Genomic DNA, 24,878 nt, shown 5'->3' on the forward strand with positions numbered 1-24,878 from the left:
TTAACGTTGTTTTTTTGACAGTTTTCGTGAGGGCGATCGACAAGGCCAAAAACAGCAGTAGGGTTCTCGGTGCGCCCCTAATATTTAGTTCGGTAAAATAATCCGAATTCCAGTAGGGGCTGGTTCACCCTCATCTTTAATATCAGCAACAGATCCAGATCGACCCGCCCCGGTCGCTTACTTTAGCGGAAAAACTTGGTTTAACATGGAAGTAATATCTTGTCGGCTGATGATTGAGAGACTGGCCCGGGCGATCGCACCAAGCGGAAGTTGACAATCCTGCCAATTTCTAGCTAAATTTTAATTTAGGATGAGGGTTAAACCCAATGAGCAATTTTAACAGCCGCAAGTTAGAGGGAACGCCGAGTTGGATGCGTTTCGCACCCTACGCAGCCCTAGGCATTTTAATATTTTCTCTCAATTCAGGCAGCGAACTCAATTATTTCTTGAGAGGCTACTTGGTCATTCTAGAGGCTCAAGCCGGTATAGTTCTGCTGTATTTTGCGATGTCTAAGTTTCGCAAAAACCCAAATAAATGAGTAAAAATTAGTAAGATTACTTAGCTCGATCGTTCATGGTCGCGCATTCACAGTCTATTGCGGAAGTTTAAAAAAAATGGGGAAAGTAAAAATGGTAAAAGATAAAAACGTAGCAGTTGTGTTAGCTTTCTTTGTAGGCCCTTTGGGAATTCATAAATTTTATTTGGGCAATAACTTAGCAGGGGTATTATACTTGCTATTTTCTTGGACATTAATTCCGTTCGTGATCGCATTTTTCGATTTTCTCGGCCTGCTGCTGATGTCGGAACAAGCTTTTCAGGTTCAGTACAATGGCGGCACGTTGCCGTCGGGGTATGCCCTCAGATCGGCAAAAGATGTAACAGGGGCGATCGGCGAATTGAAAAAACTTTACGATATGGGCGCAATTACGGCCGAAGAATATGAAGAAAAACGCCAAAAATTGCTGCGAGAATTGTAATTAAGAAGGAAGTTCGGCAACCGATTCTGTAACGGATGTAACGGATGTAACGGATGTCAGGAAGAAGGAAGAAAAAAGACGAAAGCCCACTATTAAAAAAGTGGGAGTGAAATAAGTAAGTGTGAGATAAAAGCTATTTAAGGATAAAATTAAAGTGTCTCAAGATTTATACTGGCTGCGTCAAACTCCAAACTGGGTGTGGTATGCTTTTATTCCCTACTTCGGCGGATTGGCGATCGCCTATGCAGGCCAAAAGTCAAATATTCGCAGTTGGATGGGATGGGGTGTTGCCATTACTTTAGCAGCACTAGCGGTATCTTCTTCAGTTAATTTGGGTACGATCGTGTGGATCGCTCAAATTGTCACTGCTTTTAGTTTGAAAAAGCGCTATCTCATCAAAACCGCACCCAGAGGTTTACTGGTTCCGGCAACTGCAACCAATGCCGAAGAACTGGCAAACCTGCGCGGCAAAATAGATATTAACGAGTGTACCAAAGACGATATGGTCAGAATCTTGGGTTTGCCGATCGTCTACGCCAACGATATTGAATCTTTGCAAAACGAAGGCTACATTTTTACCCACGCCGAAGAGTTATCAGAAATAGCCGGAGTTCCCGAAAGTCACGTCAGACGCATCGCCCCGATGATTTGCTTCAGCTACAATTATCAAAAAGAATTGCAGTTTACTTGGAAACGGTTAAATATTCTTTCGCCGGAAGAGTTAATTGCCAGCGGTTTAGATCGGGTTGTTGCCGAAAAAATAGTTAGTGAAAGGCAGAGAAAAGGCGCTTACAAATCAGTTGTCGAAGTCAAGCGGCGGACGGGATTGCCTTTTGATTCCTACCGCCATATTTGTTAATTAGCCGTTGTTAGCACGAACAGTTTATGACAACAAAATTAGAAGTTGACCGACAAAAATTGTATGATACAGATTACCTGAGATGGATTGAAGCTACTTTAGAAAAGTTGCGGGTTCGCGACTATTCAAACATCGACTGGGAAAATCTGATTGCAGAAATAGAAGACATGGGGCGAAGGTAACACCGGAGTTGAGAAAGTAATCTGGTGGTAATTCTCCTGGATCTGTTTAAGTGGCAATTTCAACCGGCTCAAAGAAGTGGTAGCATCTCTTTAATCTAAAATCTAAAATCTAAAATCGATAGATGGATTGAAACCACTGTGGAAAAGTTGCGGGTTCGCGACTATTCAAACATCGACTGGGAAAATCTGATTGCAGAAATAGAAGACATATTGACTTTCTGCCCTCGGTTTGGCCCAGATGAGATCATTCAAGGGTAGCATGGAAAAAAACTCGATCGCCTCTTGGTAATTGACATTCAATGCACCTGCTAGCAAAAATCTCCCCCACCAGGCGGGCCCAGCAAGATTATTAAAAAAGTATTGCTCCTCTTGACATTTACACAGAATAATGATATTAAAATGTATTGATGAAACCCGTACTTTTCCCTAGCATCAACTCCAAGACGGGGTAAGTTTTCAAGACGATGCCTTAAATATCAGTAAATATCAGTGGTATCCTATCAGAATTATTATTGAAACGCAGAACGACACAATAGTAGCAGTAACGCTAAAATCACACTTATGTCTGACTCTCCTCCATCTCAAATCTCCCCAGAAGCTGCACCGGAAAGTGCTGCTACCGAAAACCGCACTGCCAAAACTCGGCAACTGTTGGGCATGAAAGGGGCCGCTAGCGGGGAAACATCCATCTGGAAAATTCGCTTGCAACTGATGAAACCGATTACCTGGATTCCCTTAATTTGGGGCGTGGTGTGCGGGGCGGCGTCTTCTGGAAACTATGTTTGGAACCTAGAGAATTTCTCGATCGCAGCAGCTTGTATGTTGATGTCAGGGCCGTTGCTGGCCGGGTACACTCAAACTTTGAACGATTTTTACGATCGCGACATCGACGCCATTAACGAGCCCTACCGTCCGATTCCTTCCGGTATGATCTCGATTCCCCAAGTAGTCGCGCAAATTTTGGTATTATTAGCCGCTGGCATTGGGGTGGCTTATGCTCTAGACTTGTGGGCGGGTCATGAATTCCCGATAATGACTGTTTTGACTCTCGGCGGCGCGTTTCTAGCTTATATCTACTCTGCGCCCCCGCTGAAACTGAAGCAGAATGGCTGGTTGGGAAATTATGCCCTGGGTGCTAGCTACATTGCCCTGCCTTGGTGGGCTGGTCAAGCTTTGTTTGGTACACTAGATCCAACCATTATGATTTTGACCCTGTTTTACAGTTTGGCCGGGCTGGGGATTGCGATCGTCAATGATTTCAAAAGTGTTGAAGGCGATCGGCAATTAGGGTTAAAATCTTTGCCAGTGATGTTTGGCATCGGCACCGCAGCTTGGATTTGCGTGTTGATGATCGACATATTTCAAGCTGGGATTGCAGGCTACCTGATCAGTATTCACCAAAACCTTTACGCTGTGATTCTCCTGCTGCTGATAATTCCCCAAATCACTTTTCAGGATATGTACTTTTTGCGTAATCCCCTGGAAAATGATGTTAAATATCAGGCAAGTGCTCAGCCTTTCTTGGTTTTGGGTATGCTGGTAGCAGCCTTGGCACTGGGTCATGCGAGTTAAGCAGAGTTTGGAGGTTTGAGTTGTGAGGTTTGAGTTAAAGAGTTTTTAATTCAAAAAATCTAATTCAATTAGAAAAAAAAGACCAAACTCCGCAGCGTTAAGAAAAGTTTTGAATTTTGAGTTTTGAATTAAAAAGTTTTGAATTCAAAAAAAAATAATTCAAGGCAGCGTGTTATTCAAGAAAAAATGTCGAATTAAAAATTAAAAATTGAAGAAAGCTAGCTTTGTGAATTTTTAATTTTTAATCGGACTTGATGAGGTTTGAAGGTCTGAACGTGGCAGAATTTTTCTCAAATATCAAAGGTAAATTGAGCAAAGTCACTAACGCAATAAGCGGTAATTCCGATCGAGAACCGCCCAAGGCTGCGAAGGGTAATAAGCTCAACTCGCCCGAAACCGAGGCGGAATTTTTTACACGGACAACGGCGGTCGGCTCGGAGTATGTGGTAGAAGAAGATCCTGCACCCCTAGAAGAGTCGGAAATAAATTGGGAATTAGACCCGGAGATTCAGAGGTATCAAATAGTTAAGCGCGATTGGGAAGGGTTGAAGCGCTTAATCGCTTGGTTGGAAATTGAACCTCAAGTTACCAGCTTGCAAACCCAGGGAAAAAAATTGTTGCGGCCGGGATTGAGTTTGCTGGAAACTAAATTAACCCAAAAATCGGATAGTAGCGAATTGCCGGAAAATAGCGCACCGCAGAACACCGAATTGCAGAGACATACGGAACTACAGGAAAATAGCGCACCGCCGGAAAATAGCGCACCCCAGGCAAATATTAAAAAACGGATACCTCGCGGCCCTAAATTTTGGATAGGTTTAGGTGTTGCCAGTATAGGCGGGGGCGCTTTAATCTACTGTTTGTGGATTTTGTACACATTAGACAAAGGTTTGCCGGATGTTAACGATTTGTCAGCTTTTAACCGCGACGGAACGCTGACAATTAAGGCGGCAGATAATACGATTTTGTTGCAGTCGGGGCCTGCAACTAGAGATAAACTGAAACTTAAAGAAATTCCTGAACTGTTGGTTAAAGCTTTTATTTCCATAGAAGACCGCCGTTTTTACAAACATCGCGGGGTGGATTATCAAGGTATTGTGCGATCGATTGTTTCTAATTTGATAGCGAGAGATTTAGTCCAGGGCGGCAGTACAATTACGCAACAATTGGCTCGCGTTGTTTTTCTAAATCAGGAAAGAAGTATTAGGCGGAAGGTTCGGGAAGCTCTTTTAGCTCAGAAAATTGAGCGAGAGTTGAATAAAGACCAAGTTTTAGAAAGATATTTAAATTTGGTTTATTTGGGTTCGGATGCCTACGGAGTGGCAGATGCAGCAGCGGTTTTCTTTAGCAAAACTGTCGATAAATTAACCTTGGCAGAGATGGCAACTTTGGCGGGTTTGCCGCCGGCACCAAGCGAATATTCGCCTTTGGTTAACCCTGATATGGCTAAGAAACGCCGCAATCTTGTGCTGCAAGAAATGCAAGAAGCTAAGGTAATTACAGAGGCTCAGGCGAAGGAGGCGATGGCGGAACCTATGGCGGTTAAACCAAGTGCGCCGAAGCGATTTAATGTAGTCGCGCCTTATTTTGCTAGTTACATTCGGAAGGAATTGCCGCGCTATGTTTCTCCGGATGCTTTGGAAGCTGGCGGTTTGACTGTCGAGACGACGGTGGATTTGAAGTGGCAGAAAATAGCGGAAAAGGTGGTTAAAAATGCGATAGAAGTTGATGGTCGCAGTCAGGGTTTTGAACAGGCCGCTTTAGTTTCTATGGACACTAAGACTGGGGAAGTTAAGGCGCTGGTGGGCGGCGGAAATTTTAAGGAAAGTCAGTTTAACCGTGCTACGCAGGCTTTGCGGCAGCCCGGATCGACGTTTAAAGGGTTGGTTTATGCAGCAGCGATGGCGGCTGGTTTTTCTCCCTATGACAGTTACGAAGACGAACCAATTATTATCGACGGCTATCAACCGAATAATTATGGCAAAAAATTTAGCGGTTGGCGATCGATCTCTGATGCTTTGACGCGTTCGGTGAATGTCGTAGCTGTGAAGGTGTTGATGGATGTCGGGTTTGAACCGACGATAAAATTAGCCCACGATATGGGAATTAAGTCTAAATTGAGTCCGATTTATTCCCTGGCTTTGGGTTCTTCGGAGGTGAATTTGCTGGAGTTAACCAATGCTTACGGTACACTAGCATCGCAAGGTAATTTTATTGAAGCCCACGGAATTAAGCGGGTGATTAATCAGCGGGGAAATGTGATTTATCAGGCTAATTTTAAACCGAAGCGGGTTTTGGATAAGGATAGTGCTGCGATTACTACTTGGATGTTGGAGGGCGTTGTGCAAGACGGTACGGGGGGGCCTGCCGCTTTAAACGATCGCGCTGTAGCGGGCAAAACTGGTACTTCGGAAAATGTCAGGGATTTGTGGTTTATTGGTTACATTCCACAGCTTGTGACTGGGATTTGGCTGGGGAATGATGACAATTATCCGACTTGGGGAACTAGCGGTACGGCGGCGTATAATTGGCGCGATTTTATGAGTCAAGCTGTTAAGGGAATGCCGGTTGAGAAGTTTCCGAAGTTGCCGGAGTTGGAGGGCCGCAAAGGCAGTATTAAGGCCAAACCGGTGGAGCCTAAGAGGATTATTCGGGGGATGATTGTGAATGAAGATGGTGCGATCGTACCTTACAATCCTAATCCTGAACCGAAGTATTACCCACCGCAAGAGCCAGCTTATCAAGAACCGGCTTATGAAGAGCCGGCCTATCAAGAGCCTGCTTATCAAGAGCCTGCTTATCAAGAGCCTGCTTATCAAGAGCCTGCTTATCAAGAACCGGGATATTAAACTATCGGTTTGGAGTAAGGACTTTAGTCTTTTTTCAATTGCTTTAGTCTCACCATAAAAAAGCCGTCCATATGATGTCTGTGCGGCCACACTTTCACCCATCCTTCGGGTGATGGCTGTACGGGTAAATCAATTGTTGGCGGTTCTATTTGCCAGTGAGGATTGCTGTCTAAGAACGATCGAATAACTGTTTCATTTTCCAAGGGATGAATTGTGCAAGTTGCATACACTAATACGCCGCCTGGCTTGACAAATGTGGCTGCATTTGCTAGCAATTCCGATTGCAGTTGAGATTGTTGTTCAATGTTTTCGGGCGTGTGGCGCCAGCGGGCGTCGGCGCGGCGGTGGAGGGTTCCGAGGCCGGAACAAGGTGCGTCTAGTAAAACTCTGTCTGCGAGGTTAACAAACTCTGGGAAATGGCGGCTGTCTCCGGTATGAATTTTAATGGATTTCATCTGGAGTCTGTCTGCATTTTCTTTAAGTTTTTTGAGTCTGCTGGCGGTTTTGTCGCAGGCATAAATAGTGCCTGTATCCTGCATTAATTCGGCGCTGTGGGTGGTTTTTCCCCCCGGCGCGGCGCAGGCGTCAATGATAGTTTCCCCTGGCTGGGGCCCTAGTAAATGGGTGACTAATTGAGCGCTGCTGTCTTGGATTGTCCACCAACCTTCGCTGTATCCGGGGAGGTTTTGAATTGCGCCGGTGCTGCCATTTAGTCTTAAAGCTTGCGGCAAGTTGGGGATTCTGCTAACGCTGATTTTTTGGGATTTGAAGGCAGTTTCAATTTCGGCGATCGAGCTTTTTAAGGGATTGATTCTCAGGTCAATTGTGGGGGATTGGTTGAACCATTCACAGAGTTGTTCGGTTTCGGTTTCGCCTATTTGTTCGATCCACAATTCTATTAGCCAGTCGGGGAAACTGTGGATAATTCCTAAGCGTTGGACTGGGTTTTCGGGTAATTTTAGGGAATTCAAACCCCCCCCAGCCCCCCCTTGGTAAGGGGGGGAGTTAGAGGTGGTTTTAGTCTCTGCTTGCTGAGGGGAATTAGGAACACTCTTAGCCCCCCCTTGGTAAGGGGGGGTTGGGGGGGTTAAACGGATGTATTGGCGCAACAAACCGTTGACAAAACTGCTAAGTCCTGAAAATCCGTTTTCTTTTGCTAGTTGAACGGTGGTGTTGACGGCGGCGGAGGGGGGAATCTGGTTGAGATATTCGAGTTGATATAAGCCTAAATGTAGGATGGTGCGGAGTTCGGGCGGTTGTTGGGAGGATTTCTTTGTTGCTAGTTTGTCGATGATAAAGTCGATCGATCGCATTCTCCTGACGCTACCGTAAACTAATTCTGTGACTAAACGCCGATCGAGGTCGTTGAGTTGAGAATTGCTGAAAGCGCGATCGAGTGCGGCATCTGCGAATGCACCGCGGCGGTGGACTTCGCGGAGTGCGAGAAAGGCTATTTGGCGGGGATTTTGCATAACATATTACATAAAAGGACTTACACAATGTTAAGTGTATAGTGTAAATTGCTGCTTATCTAAATTATTGCAAGTTTAGTTTTCAGCTTGTTCTGGTTTTGTTGACACCAACGGTTCTAATAAATTGCGTTATTCTTAGTTGATATACTCTGGCCTATGTGAGTTGTGTTGTAATCTTGCGTGCGCTTTCGCAGCAGTATATCCCGGACTTTTACGCTCATCATTTATAACATATTTTTGCCTGACTAATTTGGTCAGAATGAGGCGTATTCGCAAAATTTTGCTCTTGAAAGTAATGAGCGGTAGTTGGTCAGTATTCTCTATATAACTCCAAGCTCCGGTAATAAAAGTTAGAAAAATATCTGTAGTCGCCGCGAGTGCTTTAAAAGTAAATAGTCATCAAAAATCTAACGGCAACTGATTTTAATGACACACTATAATTAAAATATTGATTTTTTATTCAAGTATGGTATAATTGTATTTAAGTAAAATTTATAACAAATTTTTGGAATTTCACTCGCTTGAAGTAACTTGGTGCAAAGATTATGTATAATCACTATCAGCCTACTACAACAAGGGTCATCGATAAAAAATGAGTTTACCTAGAGCAATAGGTCGCCAAAAAGAAGTCCTCTACCTGCCGCCACAAGGACACTTAGCTGTGCTAGGAACTGCTGGCAGCGGCAAAACAACTCTTGCCATTTTACGATCGGCTTATCTGGCAAGTTCCACGACAGAGCATTTTGGAAAGACGCTTTTAGTTACATTTAATAACACTTTGGTTTCTTACCTAAAACGCCTTCAAGACGACCAACTTGCTGATGTTGTCATCGAAAACTACCACAAATTTGCTAGAGGTTATCTGGCGTCTCGTCGCAAGCTATCACGAAATTCGATTGTTGACTCAGATCGACGCGAGGAGTTAGTGAAGCAAGCGGTGGAAACAGTTTCAAGGAAACACGGAAAAAATTTGCTCTTAAACAATCGTTTGCCAGTGTTTTCAGAAGAAATTCGCTGGGTCATCCAACAGGGTATTACTTCATTGGAAGATTATCAAAATTTTCATACTGTGGGACGTATTGGCACTCGAATAGAATATAGCGAGCGGGAGCTAATGTTTGAAATATACCAAACTTATAGTAAGCTCCGCCAACAATTAGGTATGCAGTATGATTGCGATAATTTGGCTAGTGCTGTTTGTGCAGAATTAGATGCAGATCGGTCGCCACGTCGCTACCGACATATCATAATTGATGAGGGGCAAGATTTTTCTCCAGAAATGATTCGATCTCTAGCTAAAGCTATTCCTTCAAATGGTTCGTTGACATTCTTCGGAGATGTTGCCCAACAGATTTACGGACATCGTATGTCTTGGCGGGAGGCGGGATTAAACGTCACAAAAATATGGGAATTTAAAGAAAACTACAGAAATACTAAGCAAATTGCCAAGTTAGGTCTGGCAATTTCAGAAATGCCATACTTTAGAGATTTGCCCGATCTCGTTGAACCTGTTTCTCCCAATGCTGATGGCCCGCCCCCAACTCTTGTTAAGTTCGCATCTATCCAGCAGGAAATCACATTTATTGTTGAACAAGCTTCTGAGATAGCAAGAACCCAGAGTGTAGCAATTCTAGGACTCGATCGCCGCTATGCAAAGTGGATTATTTCGCAGCTTCAGAGAAGTGTTAATCTAGTAAATCTAGATCTAGATATCAAAGCATGGAAAACAGAACAGGGTATTCAATATTGCGGAACTTATCATTCAGCAAAGGGGCTTGAGTTCGATGCGGTTATACTGCCATTTTGCAACAATCAACTATTGCCAGATCCTGAAGCAGTAACAGCTTTTGGCGAGACGGATGCAATGGCTCAAGCTGGACGTTTACTTTATGTGGGAGTTACGCGAGCTAGAAGTCGTTTAATCATAACTTATAGCGGAGAACTTACGCGCCTTCTGCCAACTGATGAGAGCCTTTACCTAACAGTGTCACTATGATATAAACGATTAAGCAAGAGGTAGAACGTCGAGGAATAACGCGGCTATGTCATTTTACCCCATCGCGCAACCTGGTTCATATTTTGACTGGAACAACGGGAATTTTAGCGACAAAAAAGTTACAGACAGATGAACGTAGTGTTTTCACACCCACGGATATTCAGCGACTAGATCGGCATGAAGGTTACATCTGTTGTTCAATTGAATATCCCAATGCCTGGTATTTCGATAAGGCAAAATCAAAAGACGAATTACATGAATTATTTAAGGATTGGGTAATCTTGTTCATCAACCCTAAGTACCTCTGGTTGCCCGGTACTCGCTTCTGTCCGCGAAATGCTGCATCTGGTTATGGGAACCTTGTTGCAGAAGGTAAGGAGGCATTCTTATCAATGTTTAATCAATCTGTCCCTGGAGCTTATAACAGAACTGTTACCCGTTCTAATACTCATTTAGCTTGCTGTCCTACAGATAACCAGGCTGAAGTTTTAATACCAGACACAATTAGTATAGGGGATATTTTATCGGTCGCAGTACAAACTCACACCCAGGCAAAAAACGAAGCTGCACGCCTTAGTCTTTTAGGTGTGCCGGAAGATAGATTCAATTTTGTAATTGCACCCACCCTGTTTGAAAAGTACAAATTAAGCCAATGTATTAGTTCGGGTAAACGACCCCAAGAAACCCTTGGAACACAAAGGAAAGAAGCATGAACAATGATAACCGCTATCACCTAAATAGGATTTCATTAATAGCCAAAGGACAAGGTGCATTCCTTGGTGCAGCAGTTGGCGATGCACTAGGTTGGCCTCAGGAACCAGAGGCGAAGAGAGTTGATAATAAAAATGCTGCTACAGAATCATCAAATGGATTTCAACAATGGGTGCGGAAATCTGGTGGTCAATATTACCCACATGAAGAGATCATTCTTGCAGGGGAATACAGTGACGATACCCAATTAATTCTATGCACTGCCAGAAGTTTACTGCACGGCGAAAAGTGGTGGCATTACTTTATCAAAAAGGAGTTGCCCACCTGGACTCGTTACGAACGGGGAGGTGGTGGAGCGACAAAAAGAGCAGCACAACGATGGCTCGCCGGACAAGAACCTTGGTCTTCTAGTGAAAAGAATAAGAAGCAGTATTTTGATGCTGGCGGTAATGGTGTAGCGATGCGAATCATGCCACACTGTTTTTTAGGTGCAACCGATACAAATTTTGGAAATATTGCTAAAAATATTGTGGCTAATGGTGTCTGCACTCACGGTCATCCTAGAGCTTTAGTTGGAGCACTTGCTTACGGTTTTGCCCTCTGGGTGGCGTTTCAAAAGACAGGTACTCTCAAATATGGTGAAATTATTGAGCAAGTATTGTCGGCAGTTAACTTGTGGTCAAAGCTGCCAGATTTGGATAATATTTTTCCAAGTTGGAGACCCTCACTTTTTGATGTAAATGGCGAAAAATATGAATATATTTGGCAAAAAACTGTTACAGAAATGCTGGATCTTCTCGAACAATGCCAGCATGGAATGAAGCATGGTGCACTTTCTGTTGAACAAGAGATACTTACTAAATTGGGATGTTTTAATCCAAGTATAAAAGGTTCTGGAACAGTAACCGCTGCTGCTTCTATCTTCCTGGCATCACGTTATGCTGCCGATCCATTTCACGGTATTGTAGAAGCTGGATTTGCTCGCGGTGCTGATACCGATACTGTTGCATCAATGACGGGGGGTATACTTGGTGCTTTGGCAGGAATAGAATGGTTAGGAAACCATGCAGAACAAGTTCAGGATGCTCGTTATCTAATGAAAATCGCCGAATTTTTAAGTAGTAAAGAAACTCTGGTTAAAGACCCAAATTGCGATGACACCCCAATTACAAAATCGCATCTTGATTTCCTCCTAGAAAAGCTAGAAATGTCAAAAATTGGTGATATATTTTTATTTTTAGATGGCAGGGAAGTACAAACATCTGCACTCCTCAACCATCAATCTTTATCTAAAACGACAGTAGCAGTTTCTTGGAAGTTGACTGCTACTGACGGTCAGTCTTTGTATGTGAAGAAAGTTTCCCGATTGAATCCTGAAAAAATCCTCACAACAAAGGAAACAGTTCATATTGACCTTCCTGCTAAAAGCATAGGTGAAACAGAGTTGCAAAAAGTCGATGTAACTAATATGGCAGTGAAACTACGAGTGCGGAACATGGAGAAATCGCGTTTTTTTTATGAAAGGGTATTAGGGTTAAGAGTCGAGAAAGAATCAAATTATTTGGTGAAATGTGGGAATATTGTTTTAGTTCCATTAGATCCAGTTAAAAAACAGCGAGTCTCATCAGATAGTTTGACTTCAGACATGAGACAGACTATCTGTATAGAAGTTGAATCTTTAGAGGTGGTTTACAGTAATGTATGCCAAGTTGGAGCTAAAATTTTGAAGCCGACTTCTGAGAAGCAAGGATGGGTTCACTTCACTTGTCTCGATCCTGACGGTAATGCTGTTGAAATAGATCAGCCCATTATTTTTTAATTAAGGACAAATCATTTTTTAATTATTGACAAACAGCGATCAAATTGTTTGAAAATAGCACTCCACTGTTAACTGCTTCCCTGGCTGTGCCTGGAAATCAATATCCAGAGGCTCTGCCTCGCTTGTCTCAGACTCGCGGGAGGCTTTGAGACTCGCGGCAGGCAGAGCCTCCAAATCTACGTCCCCAGGCAGAGCCGGGGAACAAGAAAAAATCTGAAAAATATTCCTTAAGATTTGTTACAATACACAAAACTTCATACTTTCCCGAACACTGGATGACCTTTTTCAACGCCTCCGAACCCCTAATCCGCTGCAAACAGGAACATCTCGACGTACAAGACCGCGAAGGCCTGTTGCAACTCCGCTGGCAAATTGGAAATATTACTCTTTTCTCAGGACTTTATACCCGCATCGACCAAACTTTTCTGCTTTGGGGTTTGGTGACAGCGGGGATTTTTTTCACCGCTCAGTTTGTCCCCATCAGTTGGAGCTTTCAGGCGATTTTGTGGTCAAGTTTGACTCTAATTGGCACTGCGGTAATGGCCGTTTTGACTTTGTTTTGGGTAAGAGTCGAGCGAGTTAGCTGGATTCTTTACTCTTGGGCGATTTTGATGATAACTGGTTTGGTTGTGACGGATTGCAGTATTTTTGCCGGTTGGGGAGGTTTGCTGCTGCATCTGTGCGATTTGTGGTTGGGGTTGAGCGCGATCGGCTATTTTTGTACGGGACTCGGTTTGCGATCGCGCACTTTTCTCCTGATCGGACTAACTCATTTATTTAGCATCCCTCTATTAACATTAGTTGCACCTTGGCAATATCTAACCACAGGAATAATTATGGCCGGCTGTTTGTTGTTATTGTCCGAATTGCAGTGGGATATGCGATTGCCGATCGACAATAATTTGCTAAGCGCAGAACAGAAAGAATTCAACCTAATTCAACAGCAACTGCGGCAGAGCGGCGCGATTGTATCCAAATAAATCAAAATTGTAAAGAATTCTGTACAACAGCTAACACTTTCCACAAATCGCACACAATAGTAAAGATACAGCATAAATAAAAAACAAACTTTAACCAGAACAGGTGTTTTGCTGTTTTACCTGTGAGTCGCCAACCTCAGGAGAACGGTGTCAGGGAGGCGAGTGGTTAAGAATGCTGTACTTGCGACGATAAAAGTTAAATCCGGTTAAGAGTAGTTGTTAAAACAAAAAAAGTGGTGCAGGGTTTTTACCGTTTCCCCTGCTTCGCAGTCTTTGAGGAGAGGCGAAACCCTCTACTAGAACAGCCTGACGAGATTGACACAGGTTTTGACAGTTGCTCAGGCCGATTTTTAAGTTCAGTGTTTAAGAAAATTGAGAAAATGCTCGCTGAGGAGCCTTGCAGGACTTAGGATTAAATAAGTCCTGCTTTAGTGTGGGAAATTTAAGTTCGGTTTTACTCTGAGGTGCGTTTTCGCAAAATTTCCCTTACTTCCATTAAAATCTGTCCCAACCTATTTTTGCCGCTGCCATCTTTGCCGCAACCCCAATAGTAATCACCAGGAGCATTTTCGACTATTTTTTCATCGCCAGTAGCTAGTAAAATTTCTTTAATTTCGGCATGAGTTTCAAATTTTCGGAGTACAGCTTTTCCCATGATATCATCTTTTACTTCTTCCCAATCTTTGCGGAGGGGACGAGAGCGATCGCGTCCCATTTTGGCGGCATCTTTCGGTGTTTTTGCTTGGCGAATTTGGTCGCAGTCAGCCGTTGCGGGAAACTTTTGTGCTTGAAAATAATGCTCAGTAGTTGGCCAATATTCTCCGTCTAACTCGAATCCATGACTGGAAAAATTAGAAAAACAGCCGTATTCGCTGCCAGTGGTGTAGAAGTAGATAGTCATAATGTCTCCGATTTCAACCGCCCTAATAATCTTGGTCGATCGTCAGCTTTACTTCTTTTGATTCTCCACTATCTTCAAGCGCACATCAATATCTTCAAGATAGGAACCGATGTAAGATAGCAGGGCGTAGATGAATACGAGCACCCCTACCATTTCCAAAATTTCCTCAACAGAAGCCATCAAACCGTAGATCAAGTTTCGCTGACCTACCGCATCTGCATAATAGCCGCAAACCATTTCCATGCCAAGTGCTCCACCTACATATATACTGCCTGCCAGTAAAAAGAAATCCCTTGTTTTCCGGGGTAGGTGCAGGAGAAACTTCAGATAAGCCTGCCCAATAACCCCAACAAAAATCGCCCCCGGAATTACCCATATGAAGTAAAAAAGTCCCCCTAAATGCAGTGCTTTTCGCAAGTCGTTAATAATTAATATTTCGTGCAAACTCAAAATTTCATCTAAAGAAAGAAATACAAAGATGAACCCCAGCGCTTTCCAGTGCCCAAAATACCGATCGCCCTGCTTCTTCTTAGCACTAGCAATAATACCTAGCAAAATCGCGCAAAACAGCAAAGTAAATGACGAGTACCACGAAGGATAATTTATTTCTCTGTCTAAATTAAACAAATTAATCCAGCGTTCTTGATAGTTAAAACCGTACCGCAGAACTTGTACGATGCAACCAGCAATAGAAAAGAAGAGCACCCAAATGCTAAGAGAGAAAGCAACTCTCTTCGGCGAAACAGAAATCAGGAATTTCATCAAGTTTTTGATAAACTAGAACAAGCAAAATCAAACTATAAAGTAAAAAGTAAAAAATCGCAAGAGTGGCGCAATCCGCCCCCTCAGATTTTTATCTACAAAAAATAACCAATCACTGACAATGCACGTTCAAATTGAAACCTTCACTGTCCGCAAGCGGTTTGCCCTTACCATCAGTCGCGGTACAACAGCCCAAAGTACGAATTTATGGGTAAAATTAACACACGAAGGAATCGAAGGTTGGGGAGAAGCATCGCCCTTTTCCACAGGTTCTCGGCCCCAAACTACCGAAATTCTGCTAGCCGTATTGCAGGAAGTTGCACCGCTGCTAGAAAAGTTTACTCCGTTCGATCGCCAAAAAATCGAACAAGTATTAGCAGAGGTCAACTTACCCTCAGCCGCCCGCGCCGGCATAGACATGGCAATGCACGACTGGCTGGGCAAAAAAGCAGGCTTGCCACTGTGGAAAATGTGGGGATTAGATCGATCGCGCACCGTCCCCACCTCCGTCACAATCGGCATTAATTCGCCGTCTGGTGCAAGAGAAAGAGTGCGCGATTGGTTTGGCAAAGATGCGACATATCCAAAAAGAATCAAATACCGCGCCGTTAAGGTTAAATTAGGAAATTCCGAAGGAATCGAAGCCGACAAAGCTATGTTAATAGCAGTGCTAGACGAAGCACCCGCTAACGTTAAAATCAGTGTAGATGCTAACGGCGGTTGGAGTTTGACCAGCGCGCTCGAAATGTGTCATTGGCTGGAAAAATACAATATAAATTATGTAGAACAGCCCCTTTCACCCGTCGCCGATATGGATGAATTCTCAGAACTGTACCGTCAATCGCCCCTGCCAATTTTTGCTGATGAAAGTTGCTTTAATAGTTCCGATATACCCAAGTTAGCGCACTGCGTCCACGGCATCAATATCAAAATGATGAAGTCAGGCGGATTGACCGAAGCAATGCGGATGATTCACACTGCAAAAGCCTGCAATTTGCAAGTAATGTTCGGCTGCTATTCAGATAGTGCGATCGCAAATACAGCAGCAGCACAACTTTCACCGCTAGCTGACTATTTGGATTTGGACAGTCACTTAAATTTATTAGACGATCCTTTCACCGGTGCGATCGTCGAAAATGGGTGTTTGCTGCCAAACGAGCGATCGGGATTGGGAGTGCGACGAATTGACATTGTAGAATAGAAGTATCGCTCAAAATACATCTGGAGAGAGTATGATACCAGTGGAATCAATAGGAGAGCAAATTGATAGAGAAGCCAAGCTTTTCTTTGAAGAACACAAGCCGCCGACTGATTTAATTTTTGATGATGGTGCAGAAATGGAAAGCAACCGCCACCGTATAGCAATGACGGTTTTAATCCGTTCCGTAGAACAAGGTTTAGCTAACCGGAACGATTTTTTTGTCGGTGGCAATATGTTTATTTATTACAGCGCTAAACAGATTCGGAATCAGGATTTCCGAGGCCCGGATTTTTTCGCTGTGTTGGGTGTTGACAGCAATCCTTCCCGACAAGGCTGGGTAGTTTGGGAAGAAAACGGACGTTACCCGGATGTCATTGTGGAACTGCTGTCGCCGTCAACGGCAAATCAGGATACAGGCAAAAAAAAGGATATTTACGAGCAGGTTTTTAGAACTCCTGATTACTTTGTTTTCGATCCTTTCGAGCCGAATTCTTTGCAAGGATGGCGTTTAGATGCCACCCTGCGTTATCAGCCGTTAGTGCCCGACGAGCGGGGTTGGCTGTGGTGCGAAACGTTAGGTTTTTGGTTGGGTACTTGGGAAGGAATTGTCGATCGAGAAACAGCAACTTGGGTGCGTTTTTTCGATGAATCTGGCAATTTAGTTTTGTTGCCGGAGGAAGCCGCTCAACAGCAAGCCGAAGCCGCTCAACAGCAAGCGGAAGCCGCTCAACAGCAAGCAGAATTCGCTCAACAGCAAGCGGAACAGGAACGCCAGCGAGCCTCGCGACTAGAGGCCAGATTGCGAGAATTGGGAGAAGATCCGAATGCTTTGAACGAGTAATCCCAAATCACAGCTAACACCCAATCGATTTTAGATTTTAGATTTTAGATTTTAGATTTTAGATTGAAGCTAAAATTTAAAATCGCCCGTCTCAAAAGTGAACCAATGACTAAAAACTATCCGCTCAAAAATGGCAAAGTTGCCATCCTGCTGCACGAGGGAATTCTCGGCCATTCCGGCAAAACAGGTTTAGCATTTTTGCGCTACAGCGAAGCACAAATTGTAGCAGTAATAGACCGCCAATGTGTAGGACAATCTTTACCTGAATTAACGGGCATTCCTCAACAAGTACCGATAGTTGTTTCCGTTGCAGAAGCACTGCAATTTGCGCCGGATATTCTGCTAATTGGTATCGCTACTTCCGGCGGTGTTTTGCCTGCGGAATGGCTGCCAGAAATTAATCAAGCGGTAGCAGCAGGTTTGTCAGTTGTCAACGGTTTGCACGCGAAACTTGCACCTTTGATAACAGTTCCGTTAACCGAAAATCAATGGATTTGGGACGTGCGTCAGGAACCGGAAACTATAGGGGCGATCGCCTCTGCCGCCGCCGCTCAATTAAGTTGTCGCCGCGTGTTAACCGTCGGCACAGATATGAGCGTTGGCAAAATGTCAACCAGTCTGGAACTCAATCGCACTTGCTTGCGGCGGGGTTTGCGTTCCAAATTTTTGGCAACCGGACAAACGGGTTTAATGATTGGAAATGAAGGCATTCCTTTAGATGCAGTGCGAGTTGATTTCGCCGCTGGTGCTGTCGAACAAATGGCGATCGAATTGGGTTCTGAATGCGATATTCTGCACGTAGAAGGGCAAGGTTCGCTATTGCATCCGGGTTCGACGGCGACTCTGCCGCTGTTGCGGGGTGCGCAGCCAACTCACTTAATTTTAGCGCACCGAGCCGGACAAACTAACATTCGCCATCACCCGCACGTATCGATTCCCAAATTATCAAAAGTGGTTGAATTGTACGAAATAGTTGCCGCTGCTGCGGGTGCTTTTGCAGGGGGAAAAGTGAGCGCGATCGCCCTCAACACTCATCACTTAAATGAGGCAGATGCGCTGTTAGCAATAGCTGAAGTTCAAGCAGAAACGGGGTTGCCTTGTACCGATGCCGTAAGGTTTGGCGCGGAGGTTCTGTGGGAGGCGATCGACAGTTGATATGCTAGAATCAACACCAACTAATAAATAACTAGATAAAACTATGATACAAAGCATTCAAGCAAAAACACTGACCCTGCTAGATGTCGAAACAAAATTTAATTTTAAACTTTGTGAAAACGAGCAATTCTTCCGGGAGTGGATTGACGATTTACCGGAAATTAGCGATGACAAAAAGCGAGCGCTCGACAACGTAAAAGCAGGTTATATCAACAGTGTCAAGTACGCGATGCTGGAAGATACCGTAAAAATGGTGGTACTGGCTCCCTTGCTATTTTTAGCAGATTTCTACTTGACTCCCTTTCACATAGAGGCAGAAAAATCAGTAGAACTGACTATTGAAGATGAAGGTACAATTGTCAGGGGTAGCATCGATGTCCTGCTATTGCTGAAATCTTTTTGGGTAGTTGCGATCGAAGCCAAACGCTGTCAATATTCCGTTGAAGCTGGGCTTCCTCAGTTACTATTTTATATGCTGAATGACCCCAGCTCCGAACCAGTAACATTTGGGTTTCTGACAAATGGTAGCAGCTTTCGATTTATCAAAATGGCCAAACGAGACACACCGCAGTATGCCGTCTCTAAACTTTTCGATATTGCGAATCCCGGAAATGAACTTTACGAAGTCTTTCGCATTTTGAAGCGATTAGCTGGTATAATTTCCAATTACAGCACTTCAACTTGAATACAAAATATGGAACTAGATTCTGAAAATAACAATAAATTCAGTAAAGCTCACTTTGACTTTAAGAATTTGCCCCAACTCACCAACCCTTGGCGACAGCTAAATCTGCAAGGAGTAGCTTTAGGTTTGATTCGCTTGCCGGCTGGCGAGGGCTACACCTTTACTCACAGCCACGCAGAACAAGAAGAAGTTTATATTGTAGTTGAAGGCAAGGGCTTGATGGTTGTAGATGGGGAACTATTGACACTTGAGGGCGGCGATATTGTGAGAGTTTCTCCCGCTGCAAAGAGAGCATTAAAAGCTGCTGACAATACAGCTTTATTTGCGATCTGTACTGGAGGATTGACCGCAGGTTATCCCAAGCAACCCAACGCGCGCTATTTGATAGATGATGGAATTCCCGATTATGACGATGTTCCGCCTTGGTATGAGGGAAATCCCGAAATTGCCGAGAGAAATGCACGGTTAAAAGAAAGGATGTTGAAAGCCCAAGCCAAACGAGACAGCCAACAGGAATCATCATGAATGAAAGTTCTTTTTCGTTGCCGCCACAATGCGTCCTCCGTCCAGCCTCAGATCGAGATATCAAATCAATTAGAAAGTTAGTTTGGAGCGCCAAACTCGATCCAACTCAGTTGCGCTGGCAGCAATTCTGGGTGATAGAATGCGGTGGAAAATTGGTGGCTTGCGGACAGTTGCGGAACTTTGCGGGCGCGCAAGAATTGGGCAGTTTGGTGGTGGCGAAAGATTGGCGCGATCGAGGTTTGGGAAGCTACCTCACAAAATATTTAATTCAACAAGCTACAGAACCGCTATATTTAGAATGTTTGGGAAAGCGACTCGCATCATTTTATACTCGCTTTGGCTTCGTAGAAGTTTCCGTACAAGAATTGCCGCAGTCGCTTAAATTCAAGTTCGGTTTGTCTCAATTAGCTAAAACTTTATTCAGAATTCCTGTAACAATTATGCAGTATCAAGCAGGTTGTCTATAATTATGACTTTTATGAATTTAAGATTCTGAATTTATGAATGGATTTTAAGTTCGACCTGTTCAATAATTGGATAACAGGGTGCGATCGACCTCCATCGATCAAAAACTTCTACCGCCTCGTGATATCTGCGTCAATCTCGATCGCCTATTTTCTATTCCTAAATAGGTAGGTAAAAATCAACATCGCATGGGGAGGGCGGGTTAGTGCCCAACTTTACTTGCTTGTATCACAGATCCGCTTACGGGCCCCTAATGGCGCACCCGTTGTCACAAACCGGGTTTTTAGGGCTTTGGTGCATAAGTTACAGACTAGATATTTATGGATATTCCGGATTGGGCGATCGAGAATGCGTAAGTTCATAATTCACCGTTCGCGGTAGTCCAGTAGGCTAAATTGGCACAGCTACAAGCGCGATATGTAGGCAAAAACCTTTGGAAAATCGTTGCTGGCAGGTGGAAAAGTGTCATGTGCCAGTACCAGACTCGGAAAGTGGACTGGCGATCGCCCCAAAGATATTCGACTCCTGGCAAATTAGTAAGTGTAAAGCAAGTGAGTCACAACCCAATCAAAAAACTAAACGCAAAAATTCAACCCAAAAATAAAACATTTTCGCAGCAGCAGTAATGCGGAATCAGACAATCTCTAATGTAGCTAACAACATCTACCCTTGAGGCAAATCCCACCAACTGCTCAACCACTAAATCCTTAATTCAATACCTCGGAATTACTGGATTTAGACTCCCCGCAACCGCTTCTCAAATCCCCTCAACATTTCAAAAATTCTTTGCCTTTTATCCTGATAAAACCACGGAAGGCAAGAACAATGAAATATCAGGTAATCAATCAATCTCAACCGAGGAAATGCAGCCTTTCAAATAGCATCAACACACAATTACACATCCATATATTTTAACACACCAGGAGTAAATATCATGTTCAACGTAGTAAAAGCTTTCGGCTCGATTTTCTCCACCCAAGGATACAGCACAGCCAATAATATGTTAATCAAAAATTACGTCAACACCAATTTTAACTATTTCAACGAAGAAGCAGTCGTCGATGAATCGATTTACCCGAATCAAACAGGTCGCGTCCGCTTCCAAGGTAGCTGGTGGCCCGCACGGTGCGATCGCCAAATTACCCTCACACCGGGAGACACGGTTTATGTCATCGGGGTTGACAACATCACTCTGTTAGTTTCCCTCGCTCCCGCAGACTAAATCAGAGCATGAACGACCTGGTAATCAATCCCAACCAGGAAATGCTACTTTTCAAATAGCTTGAAATAGGCGATTAAACTTCGATATATATTAACACAAAAGGAGTCAGGAAAATGTTTAACGTAGTAAAAGCTTTCGGTTCAATTTTTTCTCCTCACACCTACAGCACAGGAAACAATCTATTAATGGATAACTACATCAACACCAATTTTAACTATTTCAACGAAGAAGCAGTCGTTGATGAATCGATTTACCCGAATCAAACAGGTCGCGTCCGCTTCCAAGGTAGCTGGTGGCCCGCACGGTGCGATCGCCAAATCACCCTGACACCGGGAGACACGGTTTATGTCATCGGCGTTGACAACATCACTCTGTTAGTTTCCCTCGCTCCCGCAGACTAAACTAGAAAGTAATCTCAACTTTTTGACTGTCAGAACCCCGACTTCTTGAATAAGTCGGGGTTCTGACTATTCTGTTTTTTAGTGGCAATTTGGCGATCGCTTCCACTCAACACCTGACGCAAGACAGCAATATCTGCCTCTGTTTATTTGCCAGTAGAAATATGGCAGATCGCGCTCCAATAAAATGGCATTTTTGAGAGCTTGTTTGTTGAGGCGATCGCGGAGTTGAGATTCGCTATTTTCTCGGGTGACTGCTGCTTTTTCTGATGCCTTAGCGAACCGTGCCAAGAGAGGAACAACCATGACACAAAAACCGATTATGGCAGAAATCGATTTTTAGGTTGGGCAATATTTTATGCTATTGTCAAACTTGGTTTTTACAGGAAATTTCGTATAAAATTGTCGATAACAAAGATACTATAGAAGTGCCTTTACGACCTCTTGTTTGGATGGGAGACTCTCGCAAAAATATCCGCGAGTTTCCTGAAGAGGTACAAAAAGCGGTAGGTTATGCGCTACAACTGGTGCAAGCTGGGGAAACACCTTTGTCAGCCAAGCCCTTTAAAGGGGTGGAAAGCGGTGTGTATGAAATCGTCAAACGTTACGATACGGATACTTACAGGGCGGTTTATGCTGTCAAGATTGGTGACAAAATCTATGTGTTGCACGCTTTTCAGAAGAAATCAAAGCAAGGGATAAAAACCCCACAGGCTGATGTTGACTTAATTAAAAAACGCTATCAAGACGCACTAGCGAGGGAGGAACAATTATGACAGAAGAAACCATTTTTGAAGAAAGCAGCGGTAATGTATTTGCTGACCTTGGATTGGCAGATGCTGACGAACTTTTTGCGCGCGGTAAAATCGGAATTCAGGTACTTCGTCTGTTGAAACAGCGCAACTTGGAACAGCGTGAAATGAGCGAATTACTGGGCATTCCACAACCAGAAGTCTCTCATTTAATGAACGGAGAGTTTCAACGGTTCAGCGAGGGAAAACTACTGCTTTTCCTCAAGCGACTTGATACGGAAATTACCTTACATCTTCGCCCTCGTAATGGGGCAAATCAATCTGCTGAAATTGCGATATCGCTATAGGGGTTGATGAAAGCGGATGGTAATGTCGTTCGTGATTGTATCCGCACCTTCGTAAATGCGATCGCGCAAGCGTGCGCGGCTAGGGCGATCGCCTTCATCAATCGCAGACTTCAACCGCAACAACGCCCGAATCTTCGCCAGCAGATATTTCCGTTTAATCGGCTTGCAAATAAAATCATCTGCGACACAATCTAGCCTATAAACTAAGCTGGGACTATCGCAATCTGTCATCAGCACAATAGGCATAAAAGATAACTTCTGATTCTGACGCACTTGTGCCGTCATTTCATATCCATCTAGATATGGCATGATTGCATCCAGCAGCACTAAATCGAAGCGTTTTTTCTTAATTTGTGCTACGCTGCATTTGAATTGTTAGGCTGTGTGGTATTGCAGCAGACAACCTGCTGAATCAACCTCATAATTTAAACAGGATTATTTACTCTCTAGAGACCCCAGTATGGAACTTAAGAAGCAGTTTACTTTTTCAGGGTTATTTAAGAAGTTTCACGAAGAAGATACTCAGCCGATAGAAATTAATGACGCTAATATATATTGCTATGTAAACGGCAATATTTTGATTGAAATTAACTCCCAAGTAAATCAACACATTAATCACAAAAAATTTATTGAATCTGAACCCATTTATCAGTTGAAAGCTGTGCTCGGAGAGCAACCAGATATTCTGCAATTCTGGGAACTCGATGGACTTGAAAGAGAGATAGTTCAACAAGCATATGAGGGTGATTACGAGATTGAAGGCAAAACTGTTGAGGGATGGAAAATAAAGGCGATTATTGCTGATGCCAGCTTTCAAGTCACCTTGGGGGTTGACAACTATGAAAATATGGAGCAAGAGGGTAAATCTATAGTTAGACTTAGGGACTTGGACATTGATTACAATTTAGATTCCTTAGAAGAGGGAGGAACCCAAGAAATTGTGTATGGTCTTGCAAATATAGAAGTTATACACAATTTGTCAGCTCAAATTGGAAACCTTGAAGCTGAAATGTGTATTGAGTCCGTTTCAACTAGAGAAAGCACAAATACAAGTGGTATCTTAAGCGCAGAGATGACACTCAGAAATATTCGTGAAAATGAACAAGATTCCTATGATAATTATTGTGCTTGGCTCATATCACTTCTTTCACTTGCATCGGGGCATTGCGTTGATAAAATATATAGCATCAAGGGTGTGAGGTATGAGCATTTTCAGATAAAAAGTGAATACTGGTCAGGGAGAAAACTACGTAGTGAAGCAAGGGGAATAGCTGTTATACAATCACCTCATTTATATCAATTTATGCAGCAGTGTGCTAAAAATTTGACAGAGGAAACCTTCAGCGATAAAGGTGTAGGTTTAGCCTTAAGCTGGTACATTGATACATTTGTTAGCCCTATGGCTGCAGTAAATTTCTTACTTTTATGTACGGTTTTAGAATCCTTAAACAAAAAACATTCGATCAATGCTAGTAAGAGCCTTCTTCCTACGAATATTTACCGACAAATCAGACACCAGATTTTAAAGGTTGTATCGGACTTCCCGCAAGGTATTAATAACCAAGATGATCTTAAAAAATATAATATTTTTGCGCTTAAAGTTGAAAAGTCTTTTGCTAGTGGTTCCTACAATCAGATAGGAAATTTACGAACTAGCCTCAAGGAAATGTTTAAGACTTATAGTGTGCCATATGAAGACTTATTTCCAGAATTAGAGTTCATAACAATAAGAGACAAGATTGTTCATGAAGGATTTGGTGGAGTGGATGTAGCTCTTGAACTTCGCAAGTTGTCAAACCTAGTTGTGCGGGTATTTCTGGCAATTCTGGGGTATCAGGGTAATTATATGGAGTCTATAAAAATTGAGATAGATGATCCATTGGGACGAAGTAAACACGGATTGATTTGCAGGTCTTTTCCTTTTATTGCCTCTGAGGATAACACAGAGTCGAACTCGATCGATATTTGCTCTTAGAACATTGGGTGCGCTTAGCCAAAGCTCATGCCTACAAACGCTTACAGACAGCAGCATGAGTTATGTATCAGCCACTTTGCGTCAGTTAGTGACTCAACGCGCCCGATCGCAATGCGAGTATCGATCTAGAAAACATTGCTATTATCGATCGCAATAACTCGAACGATAGAATATACCTGAAAAAAGAACTTAAATATCCAGCGATACGTTCAGCATCTCTTATCTAATTTC

General features: G+C 43.4%; 26 protein-coding genes and 1 pseudogene. 22 read left to right on the plus strand and 5 right to left on the minus strand.

All coding sequences use genetic code 11. The features are described 5' to 3' along the window. The first annotated feature begins 326 nt into the window (after positions 1-326). From QUA54_RS16575 to QUA54_RS16605, 7 genes and pseudogenes are all read left to right on the plus strand, one after another. A complete protein-coding gene (locus QUA54_RS16575) occupies positions 327-539 on the plus strand; it encodes a hypothetical protein (RefSeq protein WP_172188922.1) in 213 nt (70 codons plus the stop codon). A 91-nt stretch (positions 540-630) separates the two neighbouring features. Further along, the gene (locus tag QUA54_RS16580) at positions 631-978 is read left to right on the plus strand and encodes an NINE protein (protein ID WP_333197347.1); all 348 of its coding nucleotides are present in this window, start codon (positions 631-633) and stop codon (positions 976-978) included. Positions 979-1,132: 154 nt separating this feature from the next. Next, positions 1,133-1,837, plus strand: a complete 705-nt coding sequence (locus tag QUA54_RS16585; RefSeq protein WP_333415480.1) for a helix-hairpin-helix domain-containing protein — start codon at positions 1,133-1,135, stop codon at positions 1,835-1,837. Positions 1,838-1,863: 26 nt separating this feature from the next. Then, positions 1,864-2,103: pseudogene (locus QUA54_RS16590) on the plus strand (DUF29 domain-containing protein); the annotation flags it as partial. A 42-nt stretch (positions 2,104-2,145) separates the two neighbouring features. Then, positions 2,146-2,277, plus strand: a complete 132-nt coding sequence (locus QUA54_RS16595) for a DUF29 family protein (protein WP_333415520.1) — start codon at positions 2,146-2,148, stop codon at positions 2,275-2,277. Positions 2,278-2,580: 303 nt separating this feature from the next. Then, the gene (chlG, locus tag QUA54_RS16600) at positions 2,581-3,591 is read left to right on the plus strand and encodes a chlorophyll synthase ChlG (protein ID WP_333415482.1); all 1,011 of its coding nucleotides are present in this window, start codon (positions 2,581-2,583) and stop codon (positions 3,589-3,591) included. 254 nt (positions 3,592-3,845) lie between these two features. Then, complete coding sequence (locus QUA54_RS16605) at positions 3,846-6,440, plus strand: PBP1A family penicillin-binding protein (protein WP_333415483.1); 2,595 nt, start codon at positions 3,846-3,848, stop codon at positions 6,438-6,440. Positions 6,441-6,463: 23 nt separating this feature from the next. Here QUA54_RS16605 and QUA54_RS16610 read toward each other — a convergent pair whose 3' ends face one another. Beyond that, positions 6,464-7,912, minus strand: a complete 1,449-nt coding sequence (locus QUA54_RS16610; RefSeq protein WP_333415484.1) for a 16S rRNA (cytosine(967)-C(5))-methyltransferase — start codon at positions 7,910-7,912, stop codon at positions 6,464-6,466. A gap of 592 nt (positions 7,913-8,504) precedes the next feature. On the opposite strand from QUA54_RS16610, the gene QUA54_RS16615 reads away from it, so the two are divergent. The 4 genes from QUA54_RS16615 to QUA54_RS16630 all read left to right on the plus strand — a co-directional run bounded on the left by QUA54_RS16615 (position 8,505) and on the right by QUA54_RS16630 (position 13,418). Continuing rightward, complete coding sequence (locus QUA54_RS16615; RefSeq protein WP_333415485.1) at positions 8,505-9,908, plus strand: UvrD-helicase domain-containing protein; 1,404 nt, start codon at positions 8,505-8,507, stop codon at positions 9,906-9,908. Positions 9,909-9,943: 35 nt separating this feature from the next. After that, the gene (locus QUA54_RS16620; RefSeq protein ID WP_333415521.1) at positions 9,944-10,621 is read left to right on the plus strand and encodes a DarT ssDNA thymidine ADP-ribosyltransferase family protein; all 678 of its coding nucleotides are present in this window, start codon (positions 9,944-9,946) and stop codon (positions 10,619-10,621) included. Further along, complete coding sequence (locus QUA54_RS16625; RefSeq protein WP_333415486.1) at positions 10,618-12,438, plus strand: ADP-ribosylglycohydrolase family protein; 1,821 nt, start codon at positions 10,618-10,620, stop codon at positions 12,436-12,438. The genes QUA54_RS16620 and QUA54_RS16625 overlap by 4 nt, the downstream gene beginning before the upstream one ends. A 275-nt stretch (positions 12,439-12,713) precedes the next feature. Further along, positions 12,714-13,418: a hypothetical protein gene (locus QUA54_RS16630; protein ID WP_333415487.1), complete on the plus strand. Its 705-nt coding sequence runs from the start codon at positions 12,714-12,716 to the stop codon at positions 13,416-13,418. A gap of 454 nt (positions 13,419-13,872) precedes the next feature. Here QUA54_RS16630 and QUA54_RS16635 read toward each other — a convergent pair whose 3' ends face one another. Together QUA54_RS16635 and QUA54_RS16640 are read right to left on the minus strand one after the other, a co-directional pair. Continuing rightward, positions 13,873-14,319 carry an NADAR domain-containing protein gene (locus tag QUA54_RS16635; RefSeq protein WP_333415488.1) on the minus strand — a complete coding sequence of 149 codons (447 nt, stop codon included), beginning with the start codon at positions 14,317-14,319 and terminating at the stop codon, positions 13,873-13,875. 48 nt (positions 14,320-14,367) lie between these two features. Further along, positions 14,368-15,081, minus strand: coding sequence for a hypothetical protein (locus QUA54_RS16640; protein ID WP_333415489.1), 714 nt, complete (start codon positions 15,079-15,081; stop codon positions 14,368-14,370). A 121-nt stretch (positions 15,082-15,202) separates the two neighbouring features. Between QUA54_RS16640 and QUA54_RS16645 the strand changes: the two genes are divergently transcribed. The 8 genes from QUA54_RS16645 (at position 15,203) to QUA54_RS16680 (ending at position 21,576) form a co-directional block, all read left to right on the plus strand. Further along, a complete protein-coding gene (locus QUA54_RS16645) occupies positions 15,203-16,282 on the plus strand; it encodes a dipeptide epimerase (protein ID WP_333415490.1) in 1,080 nt (359 codons plus the stop codon). Between the two features lie 31 nt (positions 16,283-16,313). Next, a complete protein-coding gene (locus QUA54_RS16650) occupies positions 16,314-17,123 on the plus strand; it encodes a Uma2 family endonuclease (RefSeq protein WP_333415491.1) in 810 nt (269 codons plus the stop codon). A 105-nt stretch (positions 17,124-17,228) separates the two neighbouring features. Further along, complete coding sequence (locus QUA54_RS16655) at positions 17,229-18,278, plus strand: DUF1611 domain-containing protein (RefSeq protein WP_333415492.1); 1,050 nt, start codon at positions 17,229-17,231, stop codon at positions 18,276-18,278. Between the two features lie 43 nt (positions 18,279-18,321). Continuing rightward, complete coding sequence (locus tag QUA54_RS16660; RefSeq protein ID WP_333415493.1) at positions 18,322-18,963, plus strand: type I restriction endonuclease; 642 nt, start codon at positions 18,322-18,324, stop codon at positions 18,961-18,963. Between the two features lie 9 nt (positions 18,964-18,972). Continuing rightward, entirely contained in the window at positions 18,973-19,488 is a 516-nt protein-coding gene (locus QUA54_RS16665; RefSeq protein ID WP_333415494.1) for a cupin domain-containing protein, read from the plus strand. Further along, entirely contained in the window at positions 19,485-19,955 is a 471-nt protein-coding gene (locus tag QUA54_RS16670; protein WP_333415495.1) for a GNAT family N-acetyltransferase, read from the plus strand. The genes QUA54_RS16665 and QUA54_RS16670 overlap by 4 nt, the downstream gene beginning before the upstream one ends. 932 nt (positions 19,956-20,887) lie before the next feature. Then, entirely contained in the window at positions 20,888-21,175 is a 288-nt protein-coding gene (locus tag QUA54_RS16675; protein ID WP_333101688.1) for an NfeD family protein, read from the plus strand. A 113-nt stretch (positions 21,176-21,288) separates the two neighbouring features. Further along, on the plus strand, positions 21,289-21,576 hold the full coding sequence (locus tag QUA54_RS16680; protein ID WP_333190795.1) for an NfeD family protein: 288 nt from the start codon (positions 21,289-21,291) through the stop codon (positions 21,574-21,576). 78 nt (positions 21,577-21,654) lie between these two features. Here QUA54_RS16680 and QUA54_RS16685 read toward each other — a convergent pair whose 3' ends face one another. Next, positions 21,655-21,879 (minus strand): hypothetical protein, encoded by a 225-nt coding sequence (locus QUA54_RS16685; RefSeq protein WP_333415496.1) that lies wholly within the window; start codon positions 21,877-21,879, stop codon positions 21,655-21,657. Between the two features lie 122 nt (positions 21,880-22,001). On the opposite strand from QUA54_RS16685, the gene QUA54_RS16690 reads away from it, so the two are divergent. Together QUA54_RS16690 and QUA54_RS16695 are read left to right on the plus strand one after the other, a co-directional pair. Continuing rightward, complete coding sequence (locus tag QUA54_RS16690) at positions 22,002-22,349, plus strand: type II toxin-antitoxin system RelE/ParE family toxin (RefSeq protein WP_333415497.1); 348 nt, start codon at positions 22,002-22,004, stop codon at positions 22,347-22,349. Beyond that, a complete protein-coding gene (locus QUA54_RS16695) occupies positions 22,346-22,672 on the plus strand; it encodes an XRE family transcriptional regulator (RefSeq protein ID WP_333415498.1) in 327 nt (108 codons plus the stop codon). The genes QUA54_RS16690 and QUA54_RS16695 overlap by 4 nt, the downstream gene beginning before the upstream one ends. Here the strand turns inward: QUA54_RS16695 and QUA54_RS16700 are convergent. After that, positions 22,667-23,023, minus strand: coding sequence for a response regulator (locus QUA54_RS16700; RefSeq protein WP_333415522.1), 357 nt, complete (start codon positions 23,021-23,023; stop codon positions 22,667-22,669). The two genes, QUA54_RS16695 and QUA54_RS16700, sit on opposite strands and share 6 nt — an antisense overlap. Before the next feature lie 109 nt (positions 23,024-23,132). Here QUA54_RS16700 and QUA54_RS16705 point away from each other — a divergent pair, with 109 nt between their 5' ends. Continuing rightward, the gene (locus QUA54_RS16705) at positions 23,133-24,647 is read left to right on the plus strand and encodes a hypothetical protein (protein ID WP_333415499.1); all 1,515 of its coding nucleotides are present in this window, start codon (positions 23,133-23,135) and stop codon (positions 24,645-24,647) included. Positions 24,648-24,878 lie beyond the last annotated feature (231 nt).

Source organism: Microcoleus sp. MOSTC5 (assembly GCF_036701825.1).
In the GTDB taxonomy this organism is placed as follows: domain Bacteria; phylum Cyanobacteriota; class Cyanobacteriia; order Cyanobacteriales; family Microcoleaceae; genus Microcoleus; species Microcoleus asticus.